Raw genomic sequence first — 22,036 nt, forward strand, 5'->3', positions numbered from 1 at the left:
AGTGCATGGCAAGCGCCGCGCACAAATGCTTGCGCGGACAACCCTCCGCGTCACCGAAATACTCACGCGTAATCGACCGAACGCCCGCTTACGCACCGCTTCAAGCGGATTTTTAGCGAAAGCCCAATAGTCACCATGTCAGATTCCGTCGCCACGAACCCGTCCACCGCGCCTACGTTCGATCAGTTCGGCCTGGCCGCCGACATCCTCAAGGCAGTGAGCGAGTCCGGCTATACCACGCCCACGCCGATCCAGGAGCAGGCCATTCCCGTCGTGCTCGCGGGCCGCGATGTGATGGGCGCGGCGCAGACCGGCACGGGCAAGACCGCGAGTTTTTCGCTGCCGATCATCCAGCGTCTTTTGCCGATGGCCAATACGAGCGCCTCGCCCGCCCGCCATCCCGTGCGCGCGCTGATGCTTACGCCCACGCGCGAACTCGCCGATCAGGTCGCCGCCAACGTGCAGACCTACTCGAAGCACACTGCATTGCGCAGCACGGTGGTGTTCGGCGGCGTCGACATGAATCCGCAGTCGGATGCACTGCGCCGTGGCGTGGAGATTCTCATCGCGACGCCGGGACGGCTGCTCGATCACGTTCAGCAAAAGACGCTCAATCTCGGCCAGGTGCAGATGCTCGTCCTCGACGAAGCCGACCGCATGCTCGACATGGGCTTTCTGCCCGACCTGCAGCGCATTCTGAATCTGCTGCCTAAGGAGCGTCAGACGCTGCTGTTTTCGGCGACGTTCTCGCCTGAAATCAAGAAGCTCGCGGCAACTTACTTGCGCAACCCGCAGACCATCGAAGTCGCGCGCAGCAACTCCACCGCGACCAACGTGCGGCAGATCGTCTTCGAAGTGCACGAGAGCGACAAGTCGGGCGCCGTCGCGCAACTGATCCGCCAGCGCGGATTGAAGCAGGTCATCGTGTTCTGCAACAGCAAGATCGGCGCGAGCCGGTTGGCGCGCGTGCTGGAACGTGATGGCATCGTCGCCACCGCGATTCACGGCGACCGTACACAAGGCGAGCGCATGCAGGCGCTCGACGCGTTCAAGCGCGGCGAGATCGAAGCACTCGTCGCAACCGACGTGGCCGCGCGCGGACTCGACATCGCCGAATTGCCGGCGGTCATCAACTTCGACTTGCCGTTCAGCGCGGAAGATTACGTGCACCGTATCGGTCGCACGGGGCGCGCGGGTGCGTCGGGCGACGCGTTGTCGCTGTGCAGCGCGAACGAACGCAAGCAGCTTGCCGACATCGAGAAGCTGATCAAGCGTCCGCTCGAAGTGATGACGCTCGAAGTAGCGACGCCGGTGCGTCGTGAAGGCGCGCGGCGCGACGAGCGGCCGGTCCGCCCGGAGCGCAGCGAACATCGGCATGGCGCGCGGGAAGAAGCGGGTCCGCGCCGGCGCACGTCGGGGTCGTCGTATGATCGGCCGCGCGGGCGTCAGCAGCCGGTGGACGAATTCTTCCTCAAGCCTTACGAGCCCTCGCCCTCGGCGGTGAAGCGGCATGAGGAAAGCGTCGAGCCGGAGCGCAAGAGCGCGCCGAAGCAGCCGTTGGCCGCGTTGCTTGGCGGGTTGGGTGCGTTGCGTAAGTCGACTTGAGTTGGCGCGTGAAGCTCTGAGAAACGGTGGTCTTTGCGACTGCCGTTGAACCGTTGAGCACGGTACGTGTGGGATGAAAAGGGCAACCGGTCAGGTTGCTTTTTTTATGTGCCGCTCCTTGATCACTTAAAGGCCGCAGCCAACGTCCTGACGCGACAAAAGGCCCAATCTCGTACCGCACTCGTCAGTCGAACGCTTACGCGGCGCGAGCGATTAGCCCCTCAGAAGCGAACGCATGCCGCTAAATAATCCCGAACCGACGCGCCCACTGCGCGGTCGCATCCGCATAAAACGACTCGAGCGAACCGGCGGCGGCCACTTCGATACTCAAATGCCGCGCCGCCTGCACCAACGCATCCAGCGGCGCGTCACGACCAAGCGGCGCCGCGCCCGTCTGCTTGCTGAGTTTCTCGCCCGCATCGTTGCTGACGACAGACACATGCAGATACGACGGCGTCGGCACATCGAGACATCGCTGAAGATAAATCTGCCGCGCGGTCGAATCCAACAGGTCTGCGCCGCGCACGACATGCGTAATGCCGGCTGAAGCGTCGTCGACGACGACAGCCAGTTGATACGCCCACAGCCCATCTGCACGCTTCAAGGCGAAATCGCCGACTTCGGCCGCAAGATCTTGCGTTTGTATTCCCTGCCAGCGATCCACGAAACCGACGCGCGCCGCGTCGCCGTCCGGCACGCGCAGTCGCCACGCGCGCGCGGGACGGCCATGCAAGCCGCTTCGACAAGTACCGGGATAAGCGAGCGTCGCGTGACGCGCATGCGCATGAACGAGCGAGTCGGCGATCTCGCGTCGCGTGCAGCCGCAGGGATAAACGAAGCCGGCGGCAAGCAAGCGCTCGAATGCATCTTGATAAGCCGCGTCGCGTTGACTTTGCCAGACCGGCGGTTCGTCCGAATGCATGCCGAAATGCGCGAGCGTTGCGAGAATCTCGTCGGCCGCGCCGGCCACCGTGCGCGGTGCATCGACATCTTCTATTCGCACGATCCAGCTACCGCGATGCGCCCGCGCATCGAGAAGACTAGCAAGCGCGCTGACGAGCGACCCCGCGTGCAGCGGCCCGGTGGGCGAGGGCGCGAAGCGGCCACGGTAAGTCATCTATAAGGCTCGTTCAAGGTTCAGGCGGCCTTCGCATCCGGATGACACGCGGGGCACGTGGCGCCCGGCACGTACAACGGCGACTGCTGATCTTCCACGCTGACCACCGCGCGGCAGCCGAAGCATTGCGAAGTGGAGGTCTGCTGCAGGTTCGGATCGAGCGCCGTGCGGTAGTCGAACACGAAACATTCGCCCGAGTAATGCGCGCCGCCCACTTCCTCGAAATATTTAAGGATGCCGCCTTCGAGTTGATAGACGTGATCGATGCCCACTTCCTTCATGTGAATCGCAGCCTTCTCGCAACGAATTCCGCCCGTGCAGAACGACACCACCGTCTTGCCTTCCAGATCGGCACGGTTTTGTTCGATCACCTCGGGAAACTCGCTGAATTTCGTGATGCGGTAGTCGAGCGCGTGGTCGAACGTGCCGACGTCCACTTCGAAGGCATTGCGCGTGTCGAGCATGACGACCGGACGGCCTTCGTCGTCGTGACCACGGTCGAGCCAGGCCTTGAGCGTCACCGGATCGACGGCGGGCGCGCGGCCGAGTTCCGGCTTGATCGCGGGCTTCTTCATGGTGATGATCTCGCGCTTGAGTTTCACCAGCATGCGGCGAAACGGTTGCTTTGCGGAGAGGCTTTCCTTGAATTGCAGATCGGCGAAGCGGTCGCCGAAGAGCGCGTCGCTCCGAATGTAATCGATGAACTCGCGCACCTCCGCGACCGGCCCCGCGATGAAGAGGTTGATGCCCTCCGGCGCGAGCAGAATCGTTCCCTTCAGGCCAAGCGCGCTGCAGCGTTCGGTGACGAGCGGGCGCCACGCGGCGCTGTCGTCGATGGAAACGAATTTGTAGGCGGAGAGGTTCAGAATGCTCATGATCGGATAACGGGGCAAAGCCGGTAAAAAGGGCGGCAAAAAGCGGATGCTGGGACGCCGCGCAACTCCGTATTATCCCGCAAATGGCGCAGGTCTTTTCGCAGGCGCGGGCCGCCGCGTTCGCGCCGTTTGCGCCAGCGCAATTTCGAGAATCGCCGAGGGCTTGTCCGTTCGGCTAACGCGCGCCCCTTAGCCGTTTTCGCGATGGGCCGCATGTACAATATCGTCATGTCAGATCCCCGCTTCGTTCATCTTCGCGTCCACTCCGAGTTCTCGATTGCCGACGGCATCGTGCGGCTGGACGACGTCGTCAAATCCGCCGCGAAAGACGGTCAGGGCGCACTCGCGCTGACCGATCTCGCCAACGCGTTCGGCCTCGTGCGCTTCTACAAGGAAGCGCGCAGCAAGGGCATCAAACCCATTGCCGGCTGCGATGTCTGGATCACCAATCCCGCCGATCGCGACAAGCCTTCGCGGCTGATCCTGCTCGTGCGCGACAAGACCGGCTATCTCAACCTGTGCGAACTGTTGAGCCGCGCGTGGCTGACGAATCAATATCGCGGGCGCGCGGAAGTGCTCGTCGAATGGCTCGAAGAAGGGCTGGCTGAAGGTCTGCTCGCCATTTCCGGCGCGCAGCAGGGCGACATCGGCATGGCGTTCGCGGCGGGCAACGCGGCAAGCGCGCAACGCAACGCCGAACGCTGGTCGGCGCTCTTTCCGAACGCGTTCTACATCGAACTGCAGCGCGCCGGTCAGCCGGGCGAACAGGCTTATTTTCAGGAGGCCGTCGCGCTCGCCGCAAAGCTCGGGCTGCCTGTGGTCGCCACGCATCCGCTGCAATTCATGACGCCCGACGACTACACCGCGCACGAAGCGCGCGTGTGCATTTCGGAAGGCGATATCCTCGCCAATCCGCGTCGTCAGAAGCGCTTCACGACCGAGCAGTATTTCCGCACGCAAGACGAAATGTGCGCGCTTTTCGCGGATATTCCTTCCGCGCTTGCCAATACGGTCCAGATTGCGAAGCGCTGTAATCTCACGCTCGAACTCGGCAAGCCCAAGCTGCCGCTTTTCCCCACGCCGGACGGCCTCACGCTCGACGACTACCTCGTGCAGTTGTCGAAGGAAGGCCTCGAGGTGCGGCTCGCGCAGCTCTATCCCGATGAAGCCGAACGCGAGGCACAGCGCGAGACTTATTACGCGCGGCTCGAATTCGAGTGCGGCACGATCATCAAGATGGGCTTTCCGGGCTACTTCCTGATCGTCGCCGACTTCATCATGTGGGCGAAGAACAATGGCGTGCCGGTGGGTCCCGGCCGCGGTTCGGGCGCGGGCTCGCTCGTCGCTTATGCGCTCGGCATTACCGATCTCGACCCGCTGCGCTACAACCTGCTGTTCGAACGCTTCCTGAATCCCGAACGCGTGTCGATGCCCGACTTCGACATCGACTTCTGTCAGGAAGGGCGCGACCGCGTCATTCAGTACGTGAAGCAGAAATATGGCGCGGACGCGGTTTCGCAGATCGCCACCTTCGGCACCATGGCGGCGAAGGCGGCGGTGCGCGACATCGGCCGCGTGCTCGATCTCGGCTACATGTTCACCGACGGCGTCGCCAAGCTCATCCCGTTCAAGCCGGGCAAGCACGTGACCATCGCGGACGCGATGAAGGAAGAGCCGACCCTGCAGGAGCGCTTCGACAACGAAGACGAAGTGCATCAATTGCTCGAACTTGCGCAGCGCGTGGAAGGGCTCACGCGTAACGTCGGCATGCACGCGGGCGGCGTACTGATCGCGCCGGGCAAGCTCACCGATTTCTGTCCGCTCTACACGCAGGGCGAAGACGGCGGCGTGGTCAGTCAATACGACAAAGACGACGTGGAAGCCGTCGGTCTGGTCAAGTTCGACTTTTTGGGCCTGACTACGCTCACCATCCTGGACTGGGCCGAGCGCTATATTCGCCGGCTCGATCCCTCGAAGAAAGACTGGAATCTCTCGCAGGTTCCGCTCGACGACCCTGCTTCGTTTTCGATCCTCAAGAAAGCGAATACCGTCGCCGTGTTCCAGCTGGAAAGCCGCGGCATGCAGGGCATGCTGAAGGACGCGCAGCCGGACCGCTTCGAGGACATCATCGCGCTGGTGGCGCTGTATCGTCCGGGCCCGATGGACCTGATTCCGAGCTTCTGCGCGCGTAAGCACGGGCGCGAGATCGTCGAGTATCCGGACCCGCGCGTCGAGCCCGTCCTGAAGGAGACCTACGGCATCATGGTCTATCAGGAGCAGGTGATGCAGATGGCGCAGATCATCGGCGGCTATTCGCTCGGCGGCGCGGACTTGCTGCGTCGCGCGATGGGCAAGAAGAAGCCCGAGGAGATGGCCGTGCATCGCGAGTTGTTCCGCGAAGGCGCGGCGAAGAACGGTCTCACCGCGCAGAAGGCGGACGACACCTTCGACCTCATGGAGAAATTCGCGGGCTACGGCTTCAACAAGTCGCACGCGGCGGCTTACGCGTTGCTCGCTTATCACACGGCGTGGCTGAAGGCACACCATCCGGCGGAATTCATGGCGGCCAATATGTCGCTCGCCATGGACGACACCGACAAGGTCAAGATCCTCTTCGAGGACTGCATCGGCAATGGCATGGCCGTGCTGCCGCCGAACATCAATCAGTCGGCGTATCGCTTCGAACCGGTCGCCGAAGCGGACGGCAAGCGCTCGAAGACCATTCGCTACGGTCTGGGCGCGGTGAAGGGCAGCGGCCAGAACGCAATCGAGGAAATTCTGCGTGCGCGTGAAGACGGGCCGTTTGCGGATCTCTTCGACTTCTGCGAGCGGATCGACCGGCGCGTCGTGAATCGCCGCACGGTCGAAGCGCTGATCCGCGCGGGCGCGTTCGACTGCCTGCACGAGAACCGCGCGCAACTGCTGGCCTCCGTGCCGCTCGCCATGGAAGCCGCCGATCAGGCCGCCGCCAACGCCATGCAAGGCGGTCTCTTCGATATGGGCGACGCGCCGCTCGAAAAGCATCGGCTCGTCGATGAACCCATGTGGTCCGACAAGAAGCGCTTGCAGGAAGAAAAAACCGCGCTCGGTTTCTATCTGTCGGGCCATCTCTTCGACGCCTACAAAGGTGAAGTGCGCCGCTTCGTGCGGCAGAAAATCGGCGAACTGAAGGAGGGGCGCGACAAGCTCGTCGCGGGCGTGATCTCGACCACGCGCACGCAAATGACCCAGCGCGGCAAGATGCTGATCGTCAATCTCGACGACGGCACCGGCCAGTGCGAAGTCACCGTGTTCAACGAGCAGTTCGAAGCCAACAAGGCGCTCTTCAAGGAAGACGAGTTGCTCGTGGTGCAAGGTCAGGCGCGTAACGACGCCTTCACCGGCGGCATTCGCTTTACCGTCGATACCGCGATGGACCTCGAACGCGCGCGCAGCCGCTACGCGCAGTCGGTAAAGGTCGAGATGAATGGCAACGCGGATTCCTTGCGTCTGCGCCGCGTGCTCGAAGCGCATGCGGCGGGTGCGGAAGCGCCGGCGGCCGTGGCACCCCCCGCGCGCGAAAACGGCAGGCAGCGCCAGTCCGCACCCATCCCGAACGGCTTGAACGTGAGCATCGTTTATCGCAGCGAGCATGCGGAAGGCGAAGTTCGGCTCGGCGATGCCTGGCGCGTCAAGCCCACCGACGAACTCATCACCGCGCTGCGCGGCGAGTTCGCGGGCAGCGCAATCGAAATCGTCTACTGATGCGCATCGGCATCTCGGCGAACGCGCTCAAACTGAGCGGCGGGCTCGAACGCTACGCCATGGACCTGGTGCGCGGTCTTGCCGCCGCCGGCTTCGAGGGCCGCCAAAAGCCTGCGTTCTTTGCCCGCAAGATCGACTCGTCGTTGCCGGAGAGCAAGCTCGTCGAGGCGCATCGCATCAAGGTGTCGTTTCTGCCGGGCAAGCTGCGCGACGTGTATTTTTCGTGGGCGCTCAAGCGCGCGCGCAATAAGGCCAGGGTCGACGTGCTGATCGGCTGCAATCGCGTGGAAGGCTCGGAGATTGCCATCTGCGGAGGCACGCATATCGGCTTTCTGCGCGCAACCGGGCGTCGCGAAAAGCGGTCGGATACGCGGCAGATCGCGCTCGAACGCAGGCAGTATCGGGACGCGCGCGTGATCGTCGCGCACTCGGACATGATGCGCAACGAGCTTCGCGGGCTTTACGGCATCGACGAACGGAAGATTCGCGTGCTTTATCCGCCCGTGGATGGCGCGCGTTTCGCCTTAGCCGATGAAACCTCGCGCGCCCGTCTGCGCGAACGGTTCGGTTTCAAGGAAGACGAAATCGTGCTGCTCTTTCCTTCGAGCAGTCACGAGCGCAAGGGTTTGCCGCTGATCGAGAAGGCGCTCGGCGGCGCGGGCTTGCCGATCGTGATCGCCGTCGCCGGGCGCGCGCCCGAGAAGAGCGCGCCGAACGTGCGCTATATCGGCTACGCGAAAAATATCGAGGACGCTTATCGCGCGGCGGACTTCACCATTCTCGCGTCGAGCTACGAGCCGTTTGGGCTCGTGGGCATCGAATCGGTCATGTGCGGCACGCCGGTGATCTTTCCGGCCTGCATCGGCTGTGGCGATGCCATCGACGAAAGCGCCAAGCACGTTTTCAAATCTGGCGATGCGGACGACCTGCGGCGCGTCGTCGCTGCGGCAATTGCTTCACGACGCCGCGTATCGGGCAATGCCGTTCGTTATGACGCGAGCGTCGCGTCGCATGTGAATGCGCTGCTGGCGCTGGCGGAAGAAATCAGCGGCGGTCGTTGAAGCCGCTGAGCCAAGCTGTGGCGCCTATCGTCTCTCGTTCAGATGCTCGAGCTTCAAGAACCGGTAATACACCGTCTGCGCATTGAAGAGCGCGATCATGAAGCCCGTGCGCCCATCCAGAAAACCGCGGCGCAGAAAATAGGTTCGCAAAAAAGCCCACGTGCCGCGTGTAAGCGCAACCCCGAAACCACCGCGCTTGCCTGCCGCATGACGCTGCACGGCGCCAGCGGTCGAATAAGCGTCCAGCTTGCGCAGCACGGTCTCGAAGTCTTCGTAGGAGTAGTGCATTAGACGGCCATTGAGCCTGATCGCGGGCTCGTTCGTGGAAAATACCAGACGCTCGTGCACGAGATCCGACGAGAAGCGCGCCGCGCCCCGCTTGAACAGCCGGGGAATCCAGTCCGGATACCAGCCGCTATGTCTCACCCACGTTCCGCAAAAACTCGATAACCGGTCGACCGAATAGACATCCGCTTGCGGGCGAGCGATGGCGGCTCGAATCGATGCGGCGAGTTCGGGCGTCACGACTTCGTCGGCATCGATAGACAAGACCCAGTCGGTGGCGAGCGCATCCAGCGCGCGATTCTTTTGCGGCCCGAAGCCGGGCCAGTCGCGCGCTTCGATCACGCGCGCGCGATGCGCCTGTGCGATACCCACGGTGGCGTCGGTGCTGCCGCCATCGACGATGACGATGTCATCCGCGAACGAAACCGAGTCGAGACATTGCGCGAGCCGCGCGGCCGCGTTGTAGGTGATGATGGCGATGCCAAGCGTTGGCGAGTTCATGTTGCCCGAGTCCGGCCTCTGATTCTTGTCGTGGTCATGTGTGATTGGAAAAGCCTAGCCGCGCAAATGCCATTTCACGAAGAAGAACGGCGAAAGCAGCCACGGGCACGTCGCATACACGAACATCTTGATGCGAAATCCCGGACTGACTTCATTCGATCCAGCCAGCAACGCGACCTTGCGCGCCAACGACGCGTCGCCGAACACGGCGCTCACGTAGCGCTCGCGCGCCGACTTTCGCGCCAGCATTGCGCGCATCTGAGCGCCGACGCCGACCTTGTCCGCGTCGCTTTCGAGCTGACGCGTCTCGCCCGATCCGTTGATATTCGCAAGCTTGATACGCGCGACGAAATCCGCCGGCGTGCGCCATTTGCGCTTGCTCGACAGCCCGCCGCGCCGGTACAGCACGAGCGGTTCGTGCAGCGTATGCGCGCCGTGACTCATGATCGCGCGAAACGCCATGATCTGGTCTTCGCCGTAGATGCCAGGCGCGATCGGCCCGAACTCCTCGAAGAGACGCCGCGCCCACGCATGCGCCGCGCCGACCAGATGAGGCCGCCGTTCCATCCAGTCGTCGAAGCTGCGATAGTCGTCGAGGTCCGTTACCCGCAGGATGTCGTGCGTATTGCCTTCGGCATCGAGGTCTTGCAGGTCGGTCGCGATGAGGTCGTGGCGCTTGCCGCTTGCGAGCCACACTTCCATGACGCGCGTGACGCGTTCCGGTCGCGAGATATCGTCGCCCGCCGCGATAAAAAGCATCTCGCCCGATGCGCGCGCCGCGAGCGCACTGAGATGCGCGCTGATACCCGTGTTCTTCTCGTTTCGATATAGCCGCACCGTATGCGGCCCGCGATATTCGCGCACACAGCGCTCGGCGACGGCGTAAGTGGCGTCGGAGGAGGCATCGTCGGAAATGAGGATTTCCAGCGGCGACCAGGTTTGCGCGAGCGCCCCGGCAATCGCGTCGGCAACGGTTTCCTGCTGATTGAAGGTAATGAGCAAGAGACTCGCGAGCGGCGCGTTCTGCTCTGGCTGTGATATTCCTGACATGTACGATTCTGAGTGCTTCGAAGGCCCGGCGCGTCTTGGCCACGGCGTTGCGCGCTCGCAGAGAGCGAATCTCATGCCAGACGGCAGCGGCTATAATAACCCGCGATTTGGGGATAGGCGACCGGGCCGGCCGGTCAATCCCGCTTAAGGTTCATCGATTTGGAAAAAACTCTGCGCTACATGATCGCCAGCATGGTCTTGCTGGCGCCCGCAAGCACACTCGTCGTGCGAGGAGGGACGGGCTACTGCTTCTTCGTGTTGCTTGCCATCGCGCTCTTCGCGGGGTTCAGCAAGCCGTTTCGTCTGAGGCTCGGTCTGCTCGTCAACGCGTTCCCGCTCTATACGGTGGCCATGCTGTGCTTCATGGTTTATCTGCCGTTGCAGCAAGCCATCGAAGGTTATTATCTGCCGCGCGAATTCGACGGCATGTCGCGCTTCGCACTCGCGTTGCCGATTTTCCTGCTGCTCGTCAACGTGCCGATTCGGCAACTGAAGGCGCTCGGCTGGGGCTGCGCGCTGGGTGCCATCGGCGCGGGTTTCTGGGCCGTGGACAGCGCCATCCACATGACGGTGACGGAACTCGATCGCCTCGGCAACGATTTCACCAATCCGATTCCCTACGGAAATACCGCGCTCCTGCTCGGCTTTCTTTCGGTGATGTCGATCCGCTGGGATCGTTATCCGAACGCGCTGGCGAAGCGCCTCGGCATTGCACTGAAGCTGCTCGGACTGGTGGGCGGCATTTACGCGTCGTATCTGTCGGGCACGCGCGGCGGCTGGCTTGCCATTCCGCTCTTTCTCGTACTGTGCCTGCTCAATTTCGGCTGGATCAAACACCCTTGTCACTGGCTGACCGCGCTCGGCGTCGCCGTTCTGGCGATGGCGCTCTTGCTCGCCTCGCCGATCGGCCGTGAACGTGTGCAGGCGACGCGCTCCGACATCGCGCGCCTGTCGCACGGCGCGGCGGCGGACAGTTCGCTCGGCGCGCGGCTGCAGTTGTGGACCGCGTCGATTCATCTGTTCGAGGCGAATCCGGTCTTCGGCGTCGGCAAGGGACATCTGAAGAATTCGCTCAAGGGCATGGCCGATGCCGGCGAGGTATCGCCGCTCGTCGTCAATCAACGCGCGCACAGCGAGTTTTTCTCGACGATCGCGGAATTGGGCGCGTCGGGTGTGGTCTGCCTTGCGTTGCTGTATTTCGGGCCGCTCGTGTATTTCCTGCGCTACCGGAAGTCGCCGCATCCCGATGTGTCGACGGCGGCGTATTGCGGGATCGCGGTCTCGGGGTCGGTTATCATCTTCGGACTGAGTATCGATGTATTCACGGTCGTGATGAGCACGTCGCTCATCGCGCTCTTCTGGGCCGTGCTGCTTGCGGTCATCACGCACGACGCGCGCGAGCCGCTTGGCAAGCCGGGGCGCGGACCGATCGGCTGAATTCGGGCCGGCCGGTTTCATTCTCCGGCTGACGAGAAATCACAAAAGTAACCAACGAGCGCCGCGGGAAGAGCTGGAAAGCGCCGGGCGAAGTGGAGATACGCTCTTGAAACGAGAAGGTAGTTTGCGCAAGCCGATTGGCGGCGCGGAAAGTTCGTCGCCGACCGCGGTCATGCGGCGCCTGTGGCCCTACATCCGCCCGCTCATGGGCATGGTGTTGCTCGGGCTCGGCACGATGGGTATCGTCGCCGCGACCGAAGCCGGCATCCCGATGCTGCTCAAACCGTTGCTCGACCACGGATTTGGCTCCAAAAGCAGCGATCACGCGAAATGGCTCGTGCCGGCCGCGGTGATCGGACTCGCGCTCGTGCGCGGCGCGGCGCAGTATGCGTCGGGCTATTTTCTGTCGTACGTGTCGAACAAGATCCTGCTGCAACTTCGCCTGCAGATGTTCGAGCGCATGATCCACACGAGCGCCGGCTTCTTTCAGCGCGAGACGGCCAGCACGGTCATCAATGCAGTCGTGTTCGAGGTCAACCAGATTCTGAGCGTGCTATCGAGCGTCGTCGTCACGCTCGTGCGCGATTCGCTCACGGTCGTCTTTCTGCTCGGCTATCTGTTCATCCTCAACTGGCGGCTCACGCTGATCGTCGCGGTCATCCTGCCGGTGATCGGCTGGCTCGTGAGCAAGATCAACCGCCGATTGCGGCGGCTCAATCGCGAGCATCAGACGCTGACCAACGAGTTGTCCTATGTCGTCGAGGAAACCGTCGCGGGTTACAAGGTCGTCAAGGTGCATAACGGCGAACCGTACGAAATGGACCGCTTCACGGAGATGAGCCAGCGCCTGCGCGGCTACTCGATGCGCATGCAGGTGTCCGGCGGCCTCGCGCAGCCGCTCACGCAGTTTCTTGCGTCGATCGCGCTCGCGGTGGTCATCACGATTGCGGTCGTGCAGTCCACCAACGATCAGACCACAGTGGGCGGCTTCGTTGCCTTCGTCACGTCCATGTTGCTCGTCATCTCGCCGCTCAAGCATCTGATTGACATCAATCAGCCGATGCAGCGTGGCATGACGGCGGCGGAGTTGATCTTCGGCCTGATCGACGAACCCGAGGAGCCGAAGGGCGGCGGGCGGCGTCTGGAACGCGCGCAAGGCGAAGTCGAGTTCCGCGATGTCACGTTCAGCTACGGTTCGCTGGACCGCATGATTCTCGACCGCGTGTCGTTCAAGGTTGCGCCCGGCGAGATGGTCGCGCTCGCGGGGCCGTCAGGCAGTGGCAAGACCACGCTCGTGAATCTGCTGCCGCGCTTCTTCGATCCACGCGGCGGGCAGGTGCTCGTCGATGGCGTGCCGATCACCGACTACGACCTGCACGACCTGCGCGGCCAGATGGCGATGGTGAGCCAGGATGTCGTGCTGTTCAACGACTCCATTGCGGCGAACGTTGCTTATGGGCAGAAGCCCGATCGCGACCGCGTGTTCTCGGCGCTGATGGCGGCGAATCTCATCGATATGGTGCAGGCGCTGCCTGATGGCATGGATACCTTGATCGGCGGCAACGGAATGCGCTTGTCCGGTGGACAGCGGCAGCGTTTGGCGATTGCCCGCGCGATCTACAAGGACGCGCCGATCCTGATCCTGGACGAGGCGACATCGGCGCTTGATTCCGAATCGGAACGCTACGTGCAGGCCGCGCTCGAAACGCTGATGAAGGGACGCACGACGCTCGTGATCGCGCATCGCTTGTCGACCATCGAGCGCGCGGACCGCATCCTCGTCATGGAAGGCGGGCGAATTGCGGAGCAGGGCAGCCATGCCGAACTATTGCGCAAGGAAGGACTGTATGCGCATCTGCACCGGATTCAGTATCAGCAACAGCCGGCTTGATCGGCTTATTGACCATCGGCGCTTGTTCCCGACTTCGGTCAACTATTGATACAAACGCTTCGATTAGCCTTGATATGATCCGCGGCCCAATTCGTGGGACCGGATCATTGAAAGAGAAGCGAAGATGATGTTGCAGTTCGTTGTAGAAGCAAAAACGCGCAGCCGGCCGAGCCTTGCGTCGATGGCTGCGGTGGTTCTCATCAGCACCGTTCTTGCTGCCTGCTCGGGCGGCGGCTCTAGCGCTCCCTCGACAGATTCGACGGATACCACGGGTACGACGGACCCGTCGGGCAAGAGCGCAACGACCGCGGCCGCGCTGCCGGCCATGTCCATTAATACGGATGGCCGTATTCCAATCGTCGATAAAGATGTTTATCTCGGCGCCGATCTCGGCATCACCGGGCCGGACGATGTCGATCCCTTCACAGGCAGGACGAGCATCAAGGGCCATGGCAACAGCACGTGGACGGCGGACAAGAAGCCATATCGCTTGAAACTCGACAGCAAGGCAAGTTTTTTTGGGCTGCCGAAGGACAAGAACTGGATTCTGCTCGCGAATTACTTCGACAAGACGCTCTTGCGCAATCGCACGGCGTTCGAACTCGGCAGGCGTTTTGGCATGGCGTGGACGCCGCATGACGTTCCCGTCGAACTCACGCTCAACGGTCAGTATGCGGGCGTGTATGACGTGGTCGAGTCGGTGCGGGTGGACAAGAACCGCGTGAATATCGCCAATAGTGACAACGCGGTCGCGCCCGAGAGCACAGGCTTCCTGGTCGAAATCAACGAGCGCATGGACGAAGACGTTTGCTGGCGCACGACGCACGGCATTGCGCTTTGCATCGACAGTCCGGATTCGGCATCGGACGCACAGGTCGCCTTTATCAAAGACTATATGCAGCAGGCCGAAGACGCGTTGTATTCCAATTCGGGGAATTACGAGCAGTACTTCGATGTCGCATCGCTGATCGACTGGTATCTCGTCAATGAGATTTTCAAGAATCAGGATGCGCGGGATTTTGCGAGCATCTACCTCTACAAGGATGCCGGCGGCAAATTGAAGTTCGGGCCGTTGTGGGACTTCGACATTGGCGCGGGCAACATTAACTTTTCCGACGCGCAGTATCCGGAAGGATGGTGGGTTGCAAATGGTCAGTGGATTTCACGCATGAAGCAGATCGATCCGAGCTTCGAGACGCGTGTTCGGGCACGGTGGGATCAACTGAAGGCATCGCAAATCGATACGATCGTGAGTTATGTCGATGAGAACGCGCAGGCGCTTCAGGCAAATGGCGCAGCTAAGCGCAACTTTGATAAATGGCCGGTGCTTGGGAAGAAGCTTTGGCCGAATCCGGTGGTGACGGGTTCTTATCAGGGTGAGGTGGCTTATCTGAAAGATTGGCTCACGCGGCGGATTGCCTGGTTGGATGGGAATCTTTGAGGGTGGAATTGCAGGAGCGTCACGCGCTCCTGTTTGCTATTTGCTGTTTGCTGTTTGCAGCATCGATACAGAAGAGCCGCTCGGCTCAGTCGTCTGGATAACCATACCAGCCATCCATTAAGGCGCTGATTTCGATGTCGATAAATTCTGGTCTGCCTTCCAACCACTGACGCATGATTTCACGTTGCGAGTCGGTTGCAGAACCTCGCAAGCGCTCGGATTGGACACAGAAGGCCAGGCCATCCTCGTTGATGCCTCCGCAGACTAGCATGCCGTTTGCCTCGACACATTCCTCCAAAAAAGTATCGATCAGGATGTCGATCTGCTCGGCATCGAGGGCTTGAACCAGCTGCGCGCGAGCCCTGAAAACCAGTTCCTGGAACTCGCCAAGATGCAATTTCTTGCGTTGTCGACGATTGTAATTCTTTGCCAAGTTGTTCTCCAATCAGAACCGCGCAGTGTAGCGCGCGCTGCTTGAGCGTCGGCCTGATCGAATAAATTTTTCCAATTAGCTGCAGGTTGTTCGGCCGTCGGCGCAGTCACGCTGCTCTAAAGCAACTAATCTCTTTCGACGTAAGTGAATGAAGCTTCGTAATTACGAAGGGCCGCTATTCGGCCCTCGTTGCTTATTTATGCGTCGATGAACAAAAGGTTCGAACGCGCGCCCCTGCGTGTTTCTTTAGAGGTTGTATGAGTTAGTCCTACATCAACACAATGTCATACTGCTCCTGACTCAAATTCGACTCCACCTGCAACGAAACCGGCTTGCCAATAAAGTCCATCAACATTGCCAGATGCTGTGACTCTTCTTCCAGAAACAGATCGATCACCTGCTGGGAAGCCACCACGCGAAATTCGCGCGGATTGAACTGCCGCGATTCGCGCATGATCTCGCGCAACACGTCATAACACACGGTTCGCGGCGTCTTCACCTGCCCCTTGCCCTGACAAGTGGGACACGGCTCGCACAACACATGCGCAAGAGATTCCCGCGTGCGCTTGCGCGTCATCTCCACGAGCCCGAGTTGCGAAAAGCCATTGACCGTCACGCGCGTACGATCCCGCGACAGCGCGCGCTTCAATTCGCTCAGGACCTGATCGCGATGCTCGACGTTCTCCATATCGATGAAATCGATGATGATGATTCCGCCCAGGTTCCTCAACCGCAATTGCCGCGCGATGGTGTGCGCCGCTTCGAGGTTCGTCTTGAAGATGGTGTCGTCGAAATTGCGCGCGCCGACATAGCCGCCCGTATTCACGTCGATGGTGGTCATGGCCTCGGTCTGATCGATCATCAGATAGCCGCCCGACTTCAAATCGACGCGCCGCGACAGCGCCCGCAAAATTTCCGCCTCGATGTTGTACAGGTCGAAAAGCGGCCGCTCGCCCGTGTAGTGATGCACGCGCGATGCCACCGCCGGCGTGAACTCCGCCGCAAAATCCGCCAGCATCTGATACGTCTCGCGCGAATCCACTTGAATGCGCGTGGTCTCGTCATTCACGAAGTCGCGCAACACGCGCTGCGCCAGATTTAGATCCTGATAGAGCAAAGTGGTCGGCGGTACGCGCTGCCCTTGAGCAACTATCGTCGCCCAGGTCTTGCGCAGATACGAGACATCGGCGGCAAGCTCTTCACTCGATGCATCTTCGGCAATCGTCCGCACGATATAGCCGCCTTTTTCATCGGCGGGCAACACGGCGGTGAGACGCGCGCGAATAGCTTCGCGCTCCGTCTCGCTCTCGATCTTCTGCGAAATCCCGATATGCGGTTCCTGCGGCAGATAAACCAGCGTGCGCCCCGCAATGCTCACCTGCGTGGAAAGCCGCGCGCCCTTCGTGCCGATAGGGTCCTTCACGACCTGCACCATCAGCGCCTGTCCTTCGAAGACGATCTTCTCGATAGGCACATGCGGCGACGATCCATGCGGCTCGCCCGCCACGCGCGGATGCCAGATATCCGCAACATGAAGAAACGCGGCGCGTTCCAGACCAATGTCGATGAACGCCGACTGCATGCCCGGCAACACGCGCACGACCTTGCCAAGATAGACGTTGCCGACGCGGCCGCGCGAGAGCGTGCGTTCGACGTGAAGCTCCTGAACGGCGGCTTGCTGCACCAGTGCGACGCGGGTTTCTTGCGGTGTGACGTTGATCAGGATTTCTTCGTTCATGGCCTGTTTAGAATTCGACGCGTGCCACGCGCAAGAGTGCTGCGGTTTCGAAAAGGGGCAAACCCATGATACCCGAATAGGACCCGTCGATTCGCTCGATAAATGCTGCCGCGCGGCCTTGAATGCCATATGCGCCGGCCTTGCCCAAAGGCTCGCCCGTCGCGGCGTATCGTTGCAGCGCAGCACGGTCGACCGGCGCGAAACGCACCGTTGAGCGCGAGAGCGCGGCGTGACATGCGCCATCGGCATCGACGACGGTCAGCGCCGTCAGCACTTCATGTTCGCGACCCGCGAGCTTCGTCAGCATCGCGACCGCGTCTTCTTCATGCGCGGGCTTGCCAAGTATTTGTCCGTCGATGGTCACGGTTGTATCCGCGACGAGAACGGGCGCTGTCCCATGATCGCCCGCGACGAGACGTGCGCGCGCCGCATGCGCCTTCAGCATGCAGACACGCTGAACATAGGCATGCGCTGCTTCGCCGGGCAGCTCGGCTTCGAGCGCTTCGGCGTCTTCATCGGGACGAGGCAAGAGGAGTTCGAAGCGCACGCCCAGTTGCCGCAGCAACTCCTGGCGGCGCGGGCTTTGAGACGCAAGATAGACGAAGGGATAAGTAGACATTCGATAGCGGGTCTCGACAAGCGCGCCGGCCTTCGACACCACCACGGAATATCAGGGCATCTGCCGTTACGCGCGATGATAAGGATGATTCTGCGTGATGCTCCACGCACGGTAAAGCTGTTCGGCAAGCAGCACGCGCACCATGCCGTGCGGCAGCGTGAGACTCGAGATACGCAGCATGAGTTCGGCGCGCGCCTTCACTTCGGGCGCGAGGCCGTCCGCGCCGCCGATCACGAACGCGACATCGCGGCCGTCCTGTTGCCAGGCGGGCAGGGCGTTCGCGAGTTGCATCGTGGTCCAGTCGCGGCCGCGTTCATCGAGCGCAATCACGCGGGCGTTCTTCGGCAGGGCAGCTTCTATTCGCTGCTTCTCGGCAGCCATCACGCTTTCGGCATTGCGGCCGGACGAGCGCTGCTCGGGCTTGATCTCTTTGAGCTCGATGCGCAATTCGGGCGGCATGCGCTTCGCGTATTCGTCGAAGCCATTCGTGATCCAGTCGGGCATCTTGTGTCCGACTGCGAGAATGACGAGCTTCATCGACGCGCTGCGCTTTAGGCCTGCTTGCGCGCGGTCTTGCGGGCGGGACGCTTGACGGCCGGTGCGGCATCTTCCTCGTCTTCGTCCTCGTCGGCTTCGACGTTCGCGCCGCCGAACATGCTCGGCTTGCTCAATTTCACGCGCACGGGTTTGTCGCCCCAGACTTCTTCGAGGTTGTAGTACTGGCGCAGCGCCGGTTGCAGGATATGGACGACCGCGTCGCCGCAGTCGACCAGCACCCATTCGCCGATCTCTTCGCCTTCCGTGCTGATGATGTCGCCACCGGCTTCCTTCACCCGCTCGCGCACGCTGTTGGCAAGCGCCTTGGTCTGCCGGTTCGACGTGCCGCTCGCCACGACCACGCGGTCGAACAGCGACGTCAGGTGAGTGGTGTTGAACACTTTGATGTCTTGCGCCTTGACGTCTTCGAGACCGTCGATGATCGCGCGTTGAAGCTTTTGAATTTCCATGATTACCGTTGATACAAATGATGTTGAACAATGTAGTCCCATACGGCGGATGGGACCTGCGCGCGGACTTCGTCTTGCGACGCGCCTCGTGCGCCTTCGTGTGATGCGCTCGCTTCCTCGCGGATCGCCGTGGCGGATACGTCGATGAGAAGCGTGGTGTCGATCAGCATGTGACCGTGCGTGCTGGCCTGCAAGACTTCCGGGGATGCCTCGCGTGCTTCGAGTTCGGCGGCGACGGGCGCGGGCAGCGACGCGACATCGAAGCCGGGACGCGTCTCCACGCAGACATGCGCGAATTCGAAGAGCCGTTTCCAGTCGCGCCAGGTATTGAGCTTGACCAGTTGATCCGCGCCGATCAGCAACGCAAGCGATGCCTCGGCGCCTTCCTGCTCGCGCCAGCGGGCAAGCGTCTCCACCGTGTAGGTCGCGCCTTCGCGCTCGACTTCATCGGTGGCGACGGTGATCTTCACCCCCTCAATGTGCAGCGACTGCGCCGCCGCGCGCGTCATCGCCAGCCGGTGATGCGGCGCCGATACGCCTTCCTTCTGCCACGGCTGACCCGCGGGCAACAGCACGAGTTCGGTCAGGCGCAAGAGCGCGGCGAAGCGGCGCGCGAGCGCCAGATGCCCTTCGTGAATCGGATCGAAGGTGCCGCCCAAAATGCCGACGCGCTTTTTGCAAGGTGTGCCCGGCGCGATCACAGCCATTGCCGGCGCACCAGGAAGTCGGAATAGAGTCGCGCTTCCGGCGTGCCGGGCTCGGGCGCCCAGTCGTAGCGCCAGTTCGCGACCGGCGGCATCGACATGAGAATGGATTCGGTGCGCCCGCCGCTTTGCAGACCGAAGTGCGTGCCGCGATCGAACACGAGGTTGAACTCGACGTAACGTCCGCGCCGATACGCCTGAAACGCGCGTTCGTGCTCGCCGTAAGGCGTGTCGCGGCGCTTGTCGATGATCGGCAGATACGCTTCGAGAAACGCGTCGCCAACGCGCTGCATCATCGCGAACGAACGCTCGAAGCCGGGCTCGGAGAAATCGTCGAAAAAGATGCCGCCGATACCGCGCTGCTCGTCGCGATGCTTCAGATAAAAGTACTCGTCGCACCACGTCTTGAAGCGCGGATACAACTCCACGCCGAACGGGTCGAGCGCGTCGCGGCAGACGCGGTGGAAATGCCGCGCGTCGTCCTCGTAGCCGTAAATGGGCGTCAAGTCCATGCCGCCGCCGAACCAGAAGATCGGCTCTTCGCCGGGCTTGACCGCCGTGAGCATGCGCACGTTCATGTGCACGGTCGGGCAGTGCGGATTTCTCGGATGCATCACCAGCGACACGCCCAGCGCCTCGAAACCGCGCCCGGCGAGTTGCGGACGCGCGGCGCTAGCGGAGGGCGGCAGCGCGTCGCCCGCCACGTCCGAAAAGCCGATGCCGCCGCGCTCGAAAAACTCGCCGCCTTCGAGAATGCGCGTCACGCCCCCGCCACGCAGATGCGCGCCGGGCTCGCGAGTCCAGGCATCGGTCGCGAACGAACTGCCGTCGAACGCGCCGAGGGCATCGGCAATACGCGTCTGCAAGCCCGTCAGGTATTGACGGACGGCGGCGATATCGTGGGCTGCGTCGTGCTGGTTCGTTTCACTCATCGATTGCTGCAATGCGCCATGACAGGCGTTACGTGGATTCTCTAAAAACGCGCTGCCGGACGCGGAGGTCCGGCAGCGCGGGAAAAACGGCTCGATTTCAGGCGATAAGCCTTATCCGTGCTTGCGATTCACCGCCCGGTAGCCTATGTCCCGGCGATACTGCATGCCATCGAACGAGATCTGATTCACTGTATCGTAGACCACGGACTGCGCGCCGCGCACGGAATCCGCCAGACCCACGACACACAACACGCGCCCGCCTGAAGTGGTGAGCTTGCCGTCCGCGAGCGTGGTGCCCGCATGGAACGTGACGGCGTTGTCCGTTTCAGGCGGAATGCCGTTGATGCGGTCGCCCTTGCGCGGCGTCTCCGGGTAGTTGTGAGCCGCGAGCACGACGCCCAGCGCCGTGCGCCGGTCCCAGTCGAGCTCCACGCTGTCCAGCTTGCCGTCGATGGCCATCTCCACGACCTTCGAAAAATCGCCCTTGAGGCGCGCCATGATCGGCTGCGTTTCGGGGTCGCCCATGCGGCAATTGAATTCGAGCGTCTTGGGCGTGCCGTTGGCGTCGATCATCAAGCCCGCGTACAGAAAGCCGGTGAAGCGGATGCCGTCGTTTTCCATGCCGCGCACGGTCGGCAGGATGATCTCGCGCATCACGCGAGCGTGCAGTTGCGGCGTGACGATCGGCGCGGGCGAATACGCGCCCATGCCGCCGGTGTTCGGGCCCTTGTCGCCGTCGAGCAGACGCTTGTGGTCTTGGCTGGACGCGAGCGGCAGCACGTGCTTGCCGTCCACCATGACGATGAAGCTCGCTTCCTCGCCGGAAAGAAATTCTTCGATCACCACGCGCGCGCCTGCGTCGCCGAGCTTGTTGTCGGCGAGCATGGAGTCGATCGCGTCGTGTGCTTCCTCTGCGCTCATCGCGACCACCACGCCCTTGCCGGCAGCGAGGCCATCCGCTTTCACGACGATCGGCGCGCCTTTCGTGTCGATGTAGGCGTGCGCGGCGGCGGCGTCGGTGAAGGTTTCGTAGTCGGCCGTCGGAATGTTGTGGCGCTTCATGAACGCCTTCGCGAAGTCCTTCGAGCTTTCGAGCTGCGCGGCTTCCTTTGTCGGCCCGAAAATCTTGAGCCCGCGCGAACGAAACAGATTGACGATGCCCGCGGCGAGCGGCGTTTCCGGTCCGACGACGGTCATCGCGACATGCTCGCGTTCGACGAAATCGGCGAGCGCCGAAGGCTCGGTGATGTCGATATTGCGCAGGCGCTCGTCCTGCGCGGTGCCGCCGTTGCCGGGCGCCACATAGACGATCTGCACGCGCGGCGACTGGGCGAGCTTCCAGGCCAGCGCATGTTCGCGACCGCCGGAACCAACGACGAGTAACTTCATTTGAATCCCCGAAAAGCTTGAGTGAAAGCAGTAGCCGCGCGCTGACGCCGGGCGGACCAGGCCAATGCCGGAGCCCACGCCGTCACCGGCATGACAGGTCGAAGGCGGCTCGCGCGGACTTCAGGCTGCGTCACCTGCCTTCTCATCAAGCGAAAGCCGTTCCAGCATCGCGGCCCGCCGAGCGCGGCGGACGGGCGCAACGGCGGC

Annotated in this window: 18 protein-coding genes; 6 read left to right on the forward strand and 12 right to left on the reverse strand. The window is 62.1% G+C overall.

Annotation, left to right across the window (positions count from 1 at the left end):
- Positions 1-135 precede the first annotated feature (135 nt).
- On the forward strand, positions 136-1,605 hold the full coding sequence (locus tag NCT03_RS05045) for a DEAD/DEAH box helicase (RefSeq protein WP_250464186.1): 1,470 nt from the start codon (positions 136-138) through the stop codon (positions 1,603-1,605).
- 241 nt (positions 1,606-1,846) lie between these two features.
- Here the strand turns inward: NCT03_RS05045 and gluQRS are convergent, their stop codons facing one another.
- Together gluQRS and NCT03_RS05055 are read right to left on the reverse strand one after the other, a co-directional pair.
- Positions 1,847-2,722, reverse strand: coding sequence for a tRNA glutamyl-Q(34) synthetase GluQRS (gene gluQRS, locus NCT03_RS05050; RefSeq protein WP_250492100.1), 876 nt, complete (start codon positions 2,720-2,722; stop codon positions 1,847-1,849).
- Between the two features lie 20 nt (positions 2,723-2,742).
- A complete protein-coding gene (locus NCT03_RS05055) occupies positions 2,743-3,597 on the reverse strand; it encodes a sulfurtransferase (RefSeq protein WP_244827523.1) in 855 nt (284 codons plus the stop codon).
- A gap of 213 nt (positions 3,598-3,810) precedes the next feature.
- Here NCT03_RS05055 and dnaE point away from each other — a divergent pair, with 213 nt between their 5' ends.
- Together dnaE and NCT03_RS05065 are read left to right on the forward strand one after the other, a co-directional pair.
- Positions 3,811-7,341 carry a DNA polymerase III subunit alpha gene (dnaE, locus tag NCT03_RS05060; protein WP_409015181.1) on the forward strand — a complete coding sequence of 1,177 codons (3,531 nt, stop codon included), beginning with the start codon at positions 3,811-3,813 and terminating at the stop codon, positions 7,339-7,341.
- A complete protein-coding gene (locus NCT03_RS05065; RefSeq protein ID WP_250492102.1) occupies positions 7,341-8,402 on the forward strand; it encodes a glycosyltransferase family 4 protein in 1,062 nt (353 codons plus the stop codon). The genes dnaE and NCT03_RS05065 overlap by 1 nt, the downstream gene beginning before the upstream one ends.
- Before the next feature lie 24 nt (positions 8,403-8,426).
- Here the strand turns inward: NCT03_RS05065 and NCT03_RS05070 are convergent, their stop codons facing one another.
- Complete coding sequence (locus NCT03_RS05070; RefSeq protein ID WP_250492103.1) at positions 8,427-9,188, reverse strand: glycosyltransferase family 2 protein; 762 nt, start codon at positions 9,186-9,188, stop codon at positions 8,427-8,429.
- Positions 9,189-9,242: 54 nt separating this feature from the next.
- A complete protein-coding gene (locus NCT03_RS05075; protein ID WP_250492104.1) occupies positions 9,243-10,238 on the reverse strand; it encodes a glycosyltransferase family 2 protein in 996 nt (331 codons plus the stop codon).
- 159 nt (positions 10,239-10,397) lie between these two features.
- Between NCT03_RS05075 and NCT03_RS05080 the strand changes: the two genes are divergently transcribed.
- The 3 genes from NCT03_RS05080 (at position 10,398) to NCT03_RS05090 (ending at position 15,007) form a co-directional block, all read left to right on the forward strand.
- Complete coding sequence (locus NCT03_RS05080) at positions 10,398-11,675, forward strand: O-antigen ligase family protein (protein WP_250492105.1); 1,278 nt, start codon at positions 10,398-10,400, stop codon at positions 11,673-11,675.
- A 172-nt stretch (positions 11,676-11,847) separates the two neighbouring features.
- Entirely contained in the window at positions 11,848-13,566 is a 1,719-nt protein-coding gene (gene msbA / locus NCT03_RS05085; RefSeq protein ID WP_370652127.1) for a lipid A export permease/ATP-binding protein MsbA, read from the forward strand.
- A gap of 181 nt (positions 13,567-13,747) precedes the next feature.
- Positions 13,748-15,007: a CotH kinase family protein gene (locus NCT03_RS05090; protein ID WP_250492106.1), complete on the forward strand. Its 1,260-nt coding sequence runs from the start codon at positions 13,748-13,750 to the stop codon at positions 15,005-15,007.
- Positions 15,008-15,092: 85 nt separating this feature from the next.
- Here NCT03_RS05090 and NCT03_RS05095 read toward each other — a convergent pair whose 3' ends face one another.
- The 8 genes from NCT03_RS05095 to purD form a co-directional block, all read right to left on the reverse strand.
- A complete protein-coding gene (locus NCT03_RS05095; RefSeq protein ID WP_250492107.1) occupies positions 15,093-15,440 on the reverse strand; it encodes a YggL 50S ribosome-binding family protein in 348 nt (115 codons plus the stop codon).
- 268 nt (positions 15,441-15,708) lie between these two features.
- Positions 15,709-17,178 carry a ribonuclease G gene (gene rng, locus NCT03_RS05100; protein WP_250492108.1) on the reverse strand — a complete coding sequence of 490 codons (1,470 nt, stop codon included), beginning with the start codon at positions 17,176-17,178 and terminating at the stop codon, positions 15,709-15,711.
- A gap of 7 nt (positions 17,179-17,185) precedes the next feature.
- The gene (locus tag NCT03_RS05105) at positions 17,186-17,797 is read right to left on the reverse strand and encodes a Maf family protein (protein WP_250492109.1); all 612 of its coding nucleotides are present in this window, start codon (positions 17,795-17,797) and stop codon (positions 17,186-17,188) included.
- A gap of 66 nt (positions 17,798-17,863) precedes the next feature.
- Entirely contained in the window at positions 17,864-18,334 is a 471-nt protein-coding gene (gene rlmH, locus NCT03_RS05110; RefSeq protein WP_244827533.1) for a 23S rRNA (pseudouridine(1915)-N(3))-methyltransferase RlmH, read from the reverse strand.
- A gap of 14 nt (positions 18,335-18,348) precedes the next feature.
- Positions 18,349-18,804, reverse strand: a complete 456-nt coding sequence (gene rsfS, locus NCT03_RS05115) for a ribosome silencing factor (protein WP_244827534.1) — start codon at positions 18,802-18,804, stop codon at positions 18,349-18,351.
- Between the two features lie 2 nt (positions 18,805-18,806).
- The gene (locus tag NCT03_RS05120; RefSeq protein ID WP_250464257.1) at positions 18,807-19,511 is read right to left on the reverse strand and encodes a nicotinate-nucleotide adenylyltransferase; all 705 of its coding nucleotides are present in this window, start codon (positions 19,509-19,511) and stop codon (positions 18,807-18,809) included.
- Positions 19,502-20,440 (reverse strand): oxygen-dependent coproporphyrinogen oxidase, encoded by a 939-nt coding sequence (gene hemF / locus NCT03_RS05125; RefSeq protein ID WP_250492110.1) that lies wholly within the window; start codon positions 20,438-20,440, stop codon positions 19,502-19,504. Before hemF ends, NCT03_RS05120 begins: the two co-directional genes overlap by 10 nt.
- Positions 20,441-20,551: 111 nt before the next feature.
- The gene (purD, locus tag NCT03_RS05130) at positions 20,552-21,829 is read right to left on the reverse strand and encodes a phosphoribosylamine--glycine ligase (RefSeq protein ID WP_250492111.1); all 1,278 of its coding nucleotides are present in this window, start codon (positions 21,827-21,829) and stop codon (positions 20,552-20,554) included.
- Between the last annotated feature and the right edge of the window lie 207 nt (positions 21,830-22,036).

Source organism: Caballeronia sp. GAWG1-1, assembly GCF_023631465.1.
Taxonomy (GTDB): Bacteria; Pseudomonadota; Gammaproteobacteria; order Burkholderiales; family Burkholderiaceae; genus Caballeronia.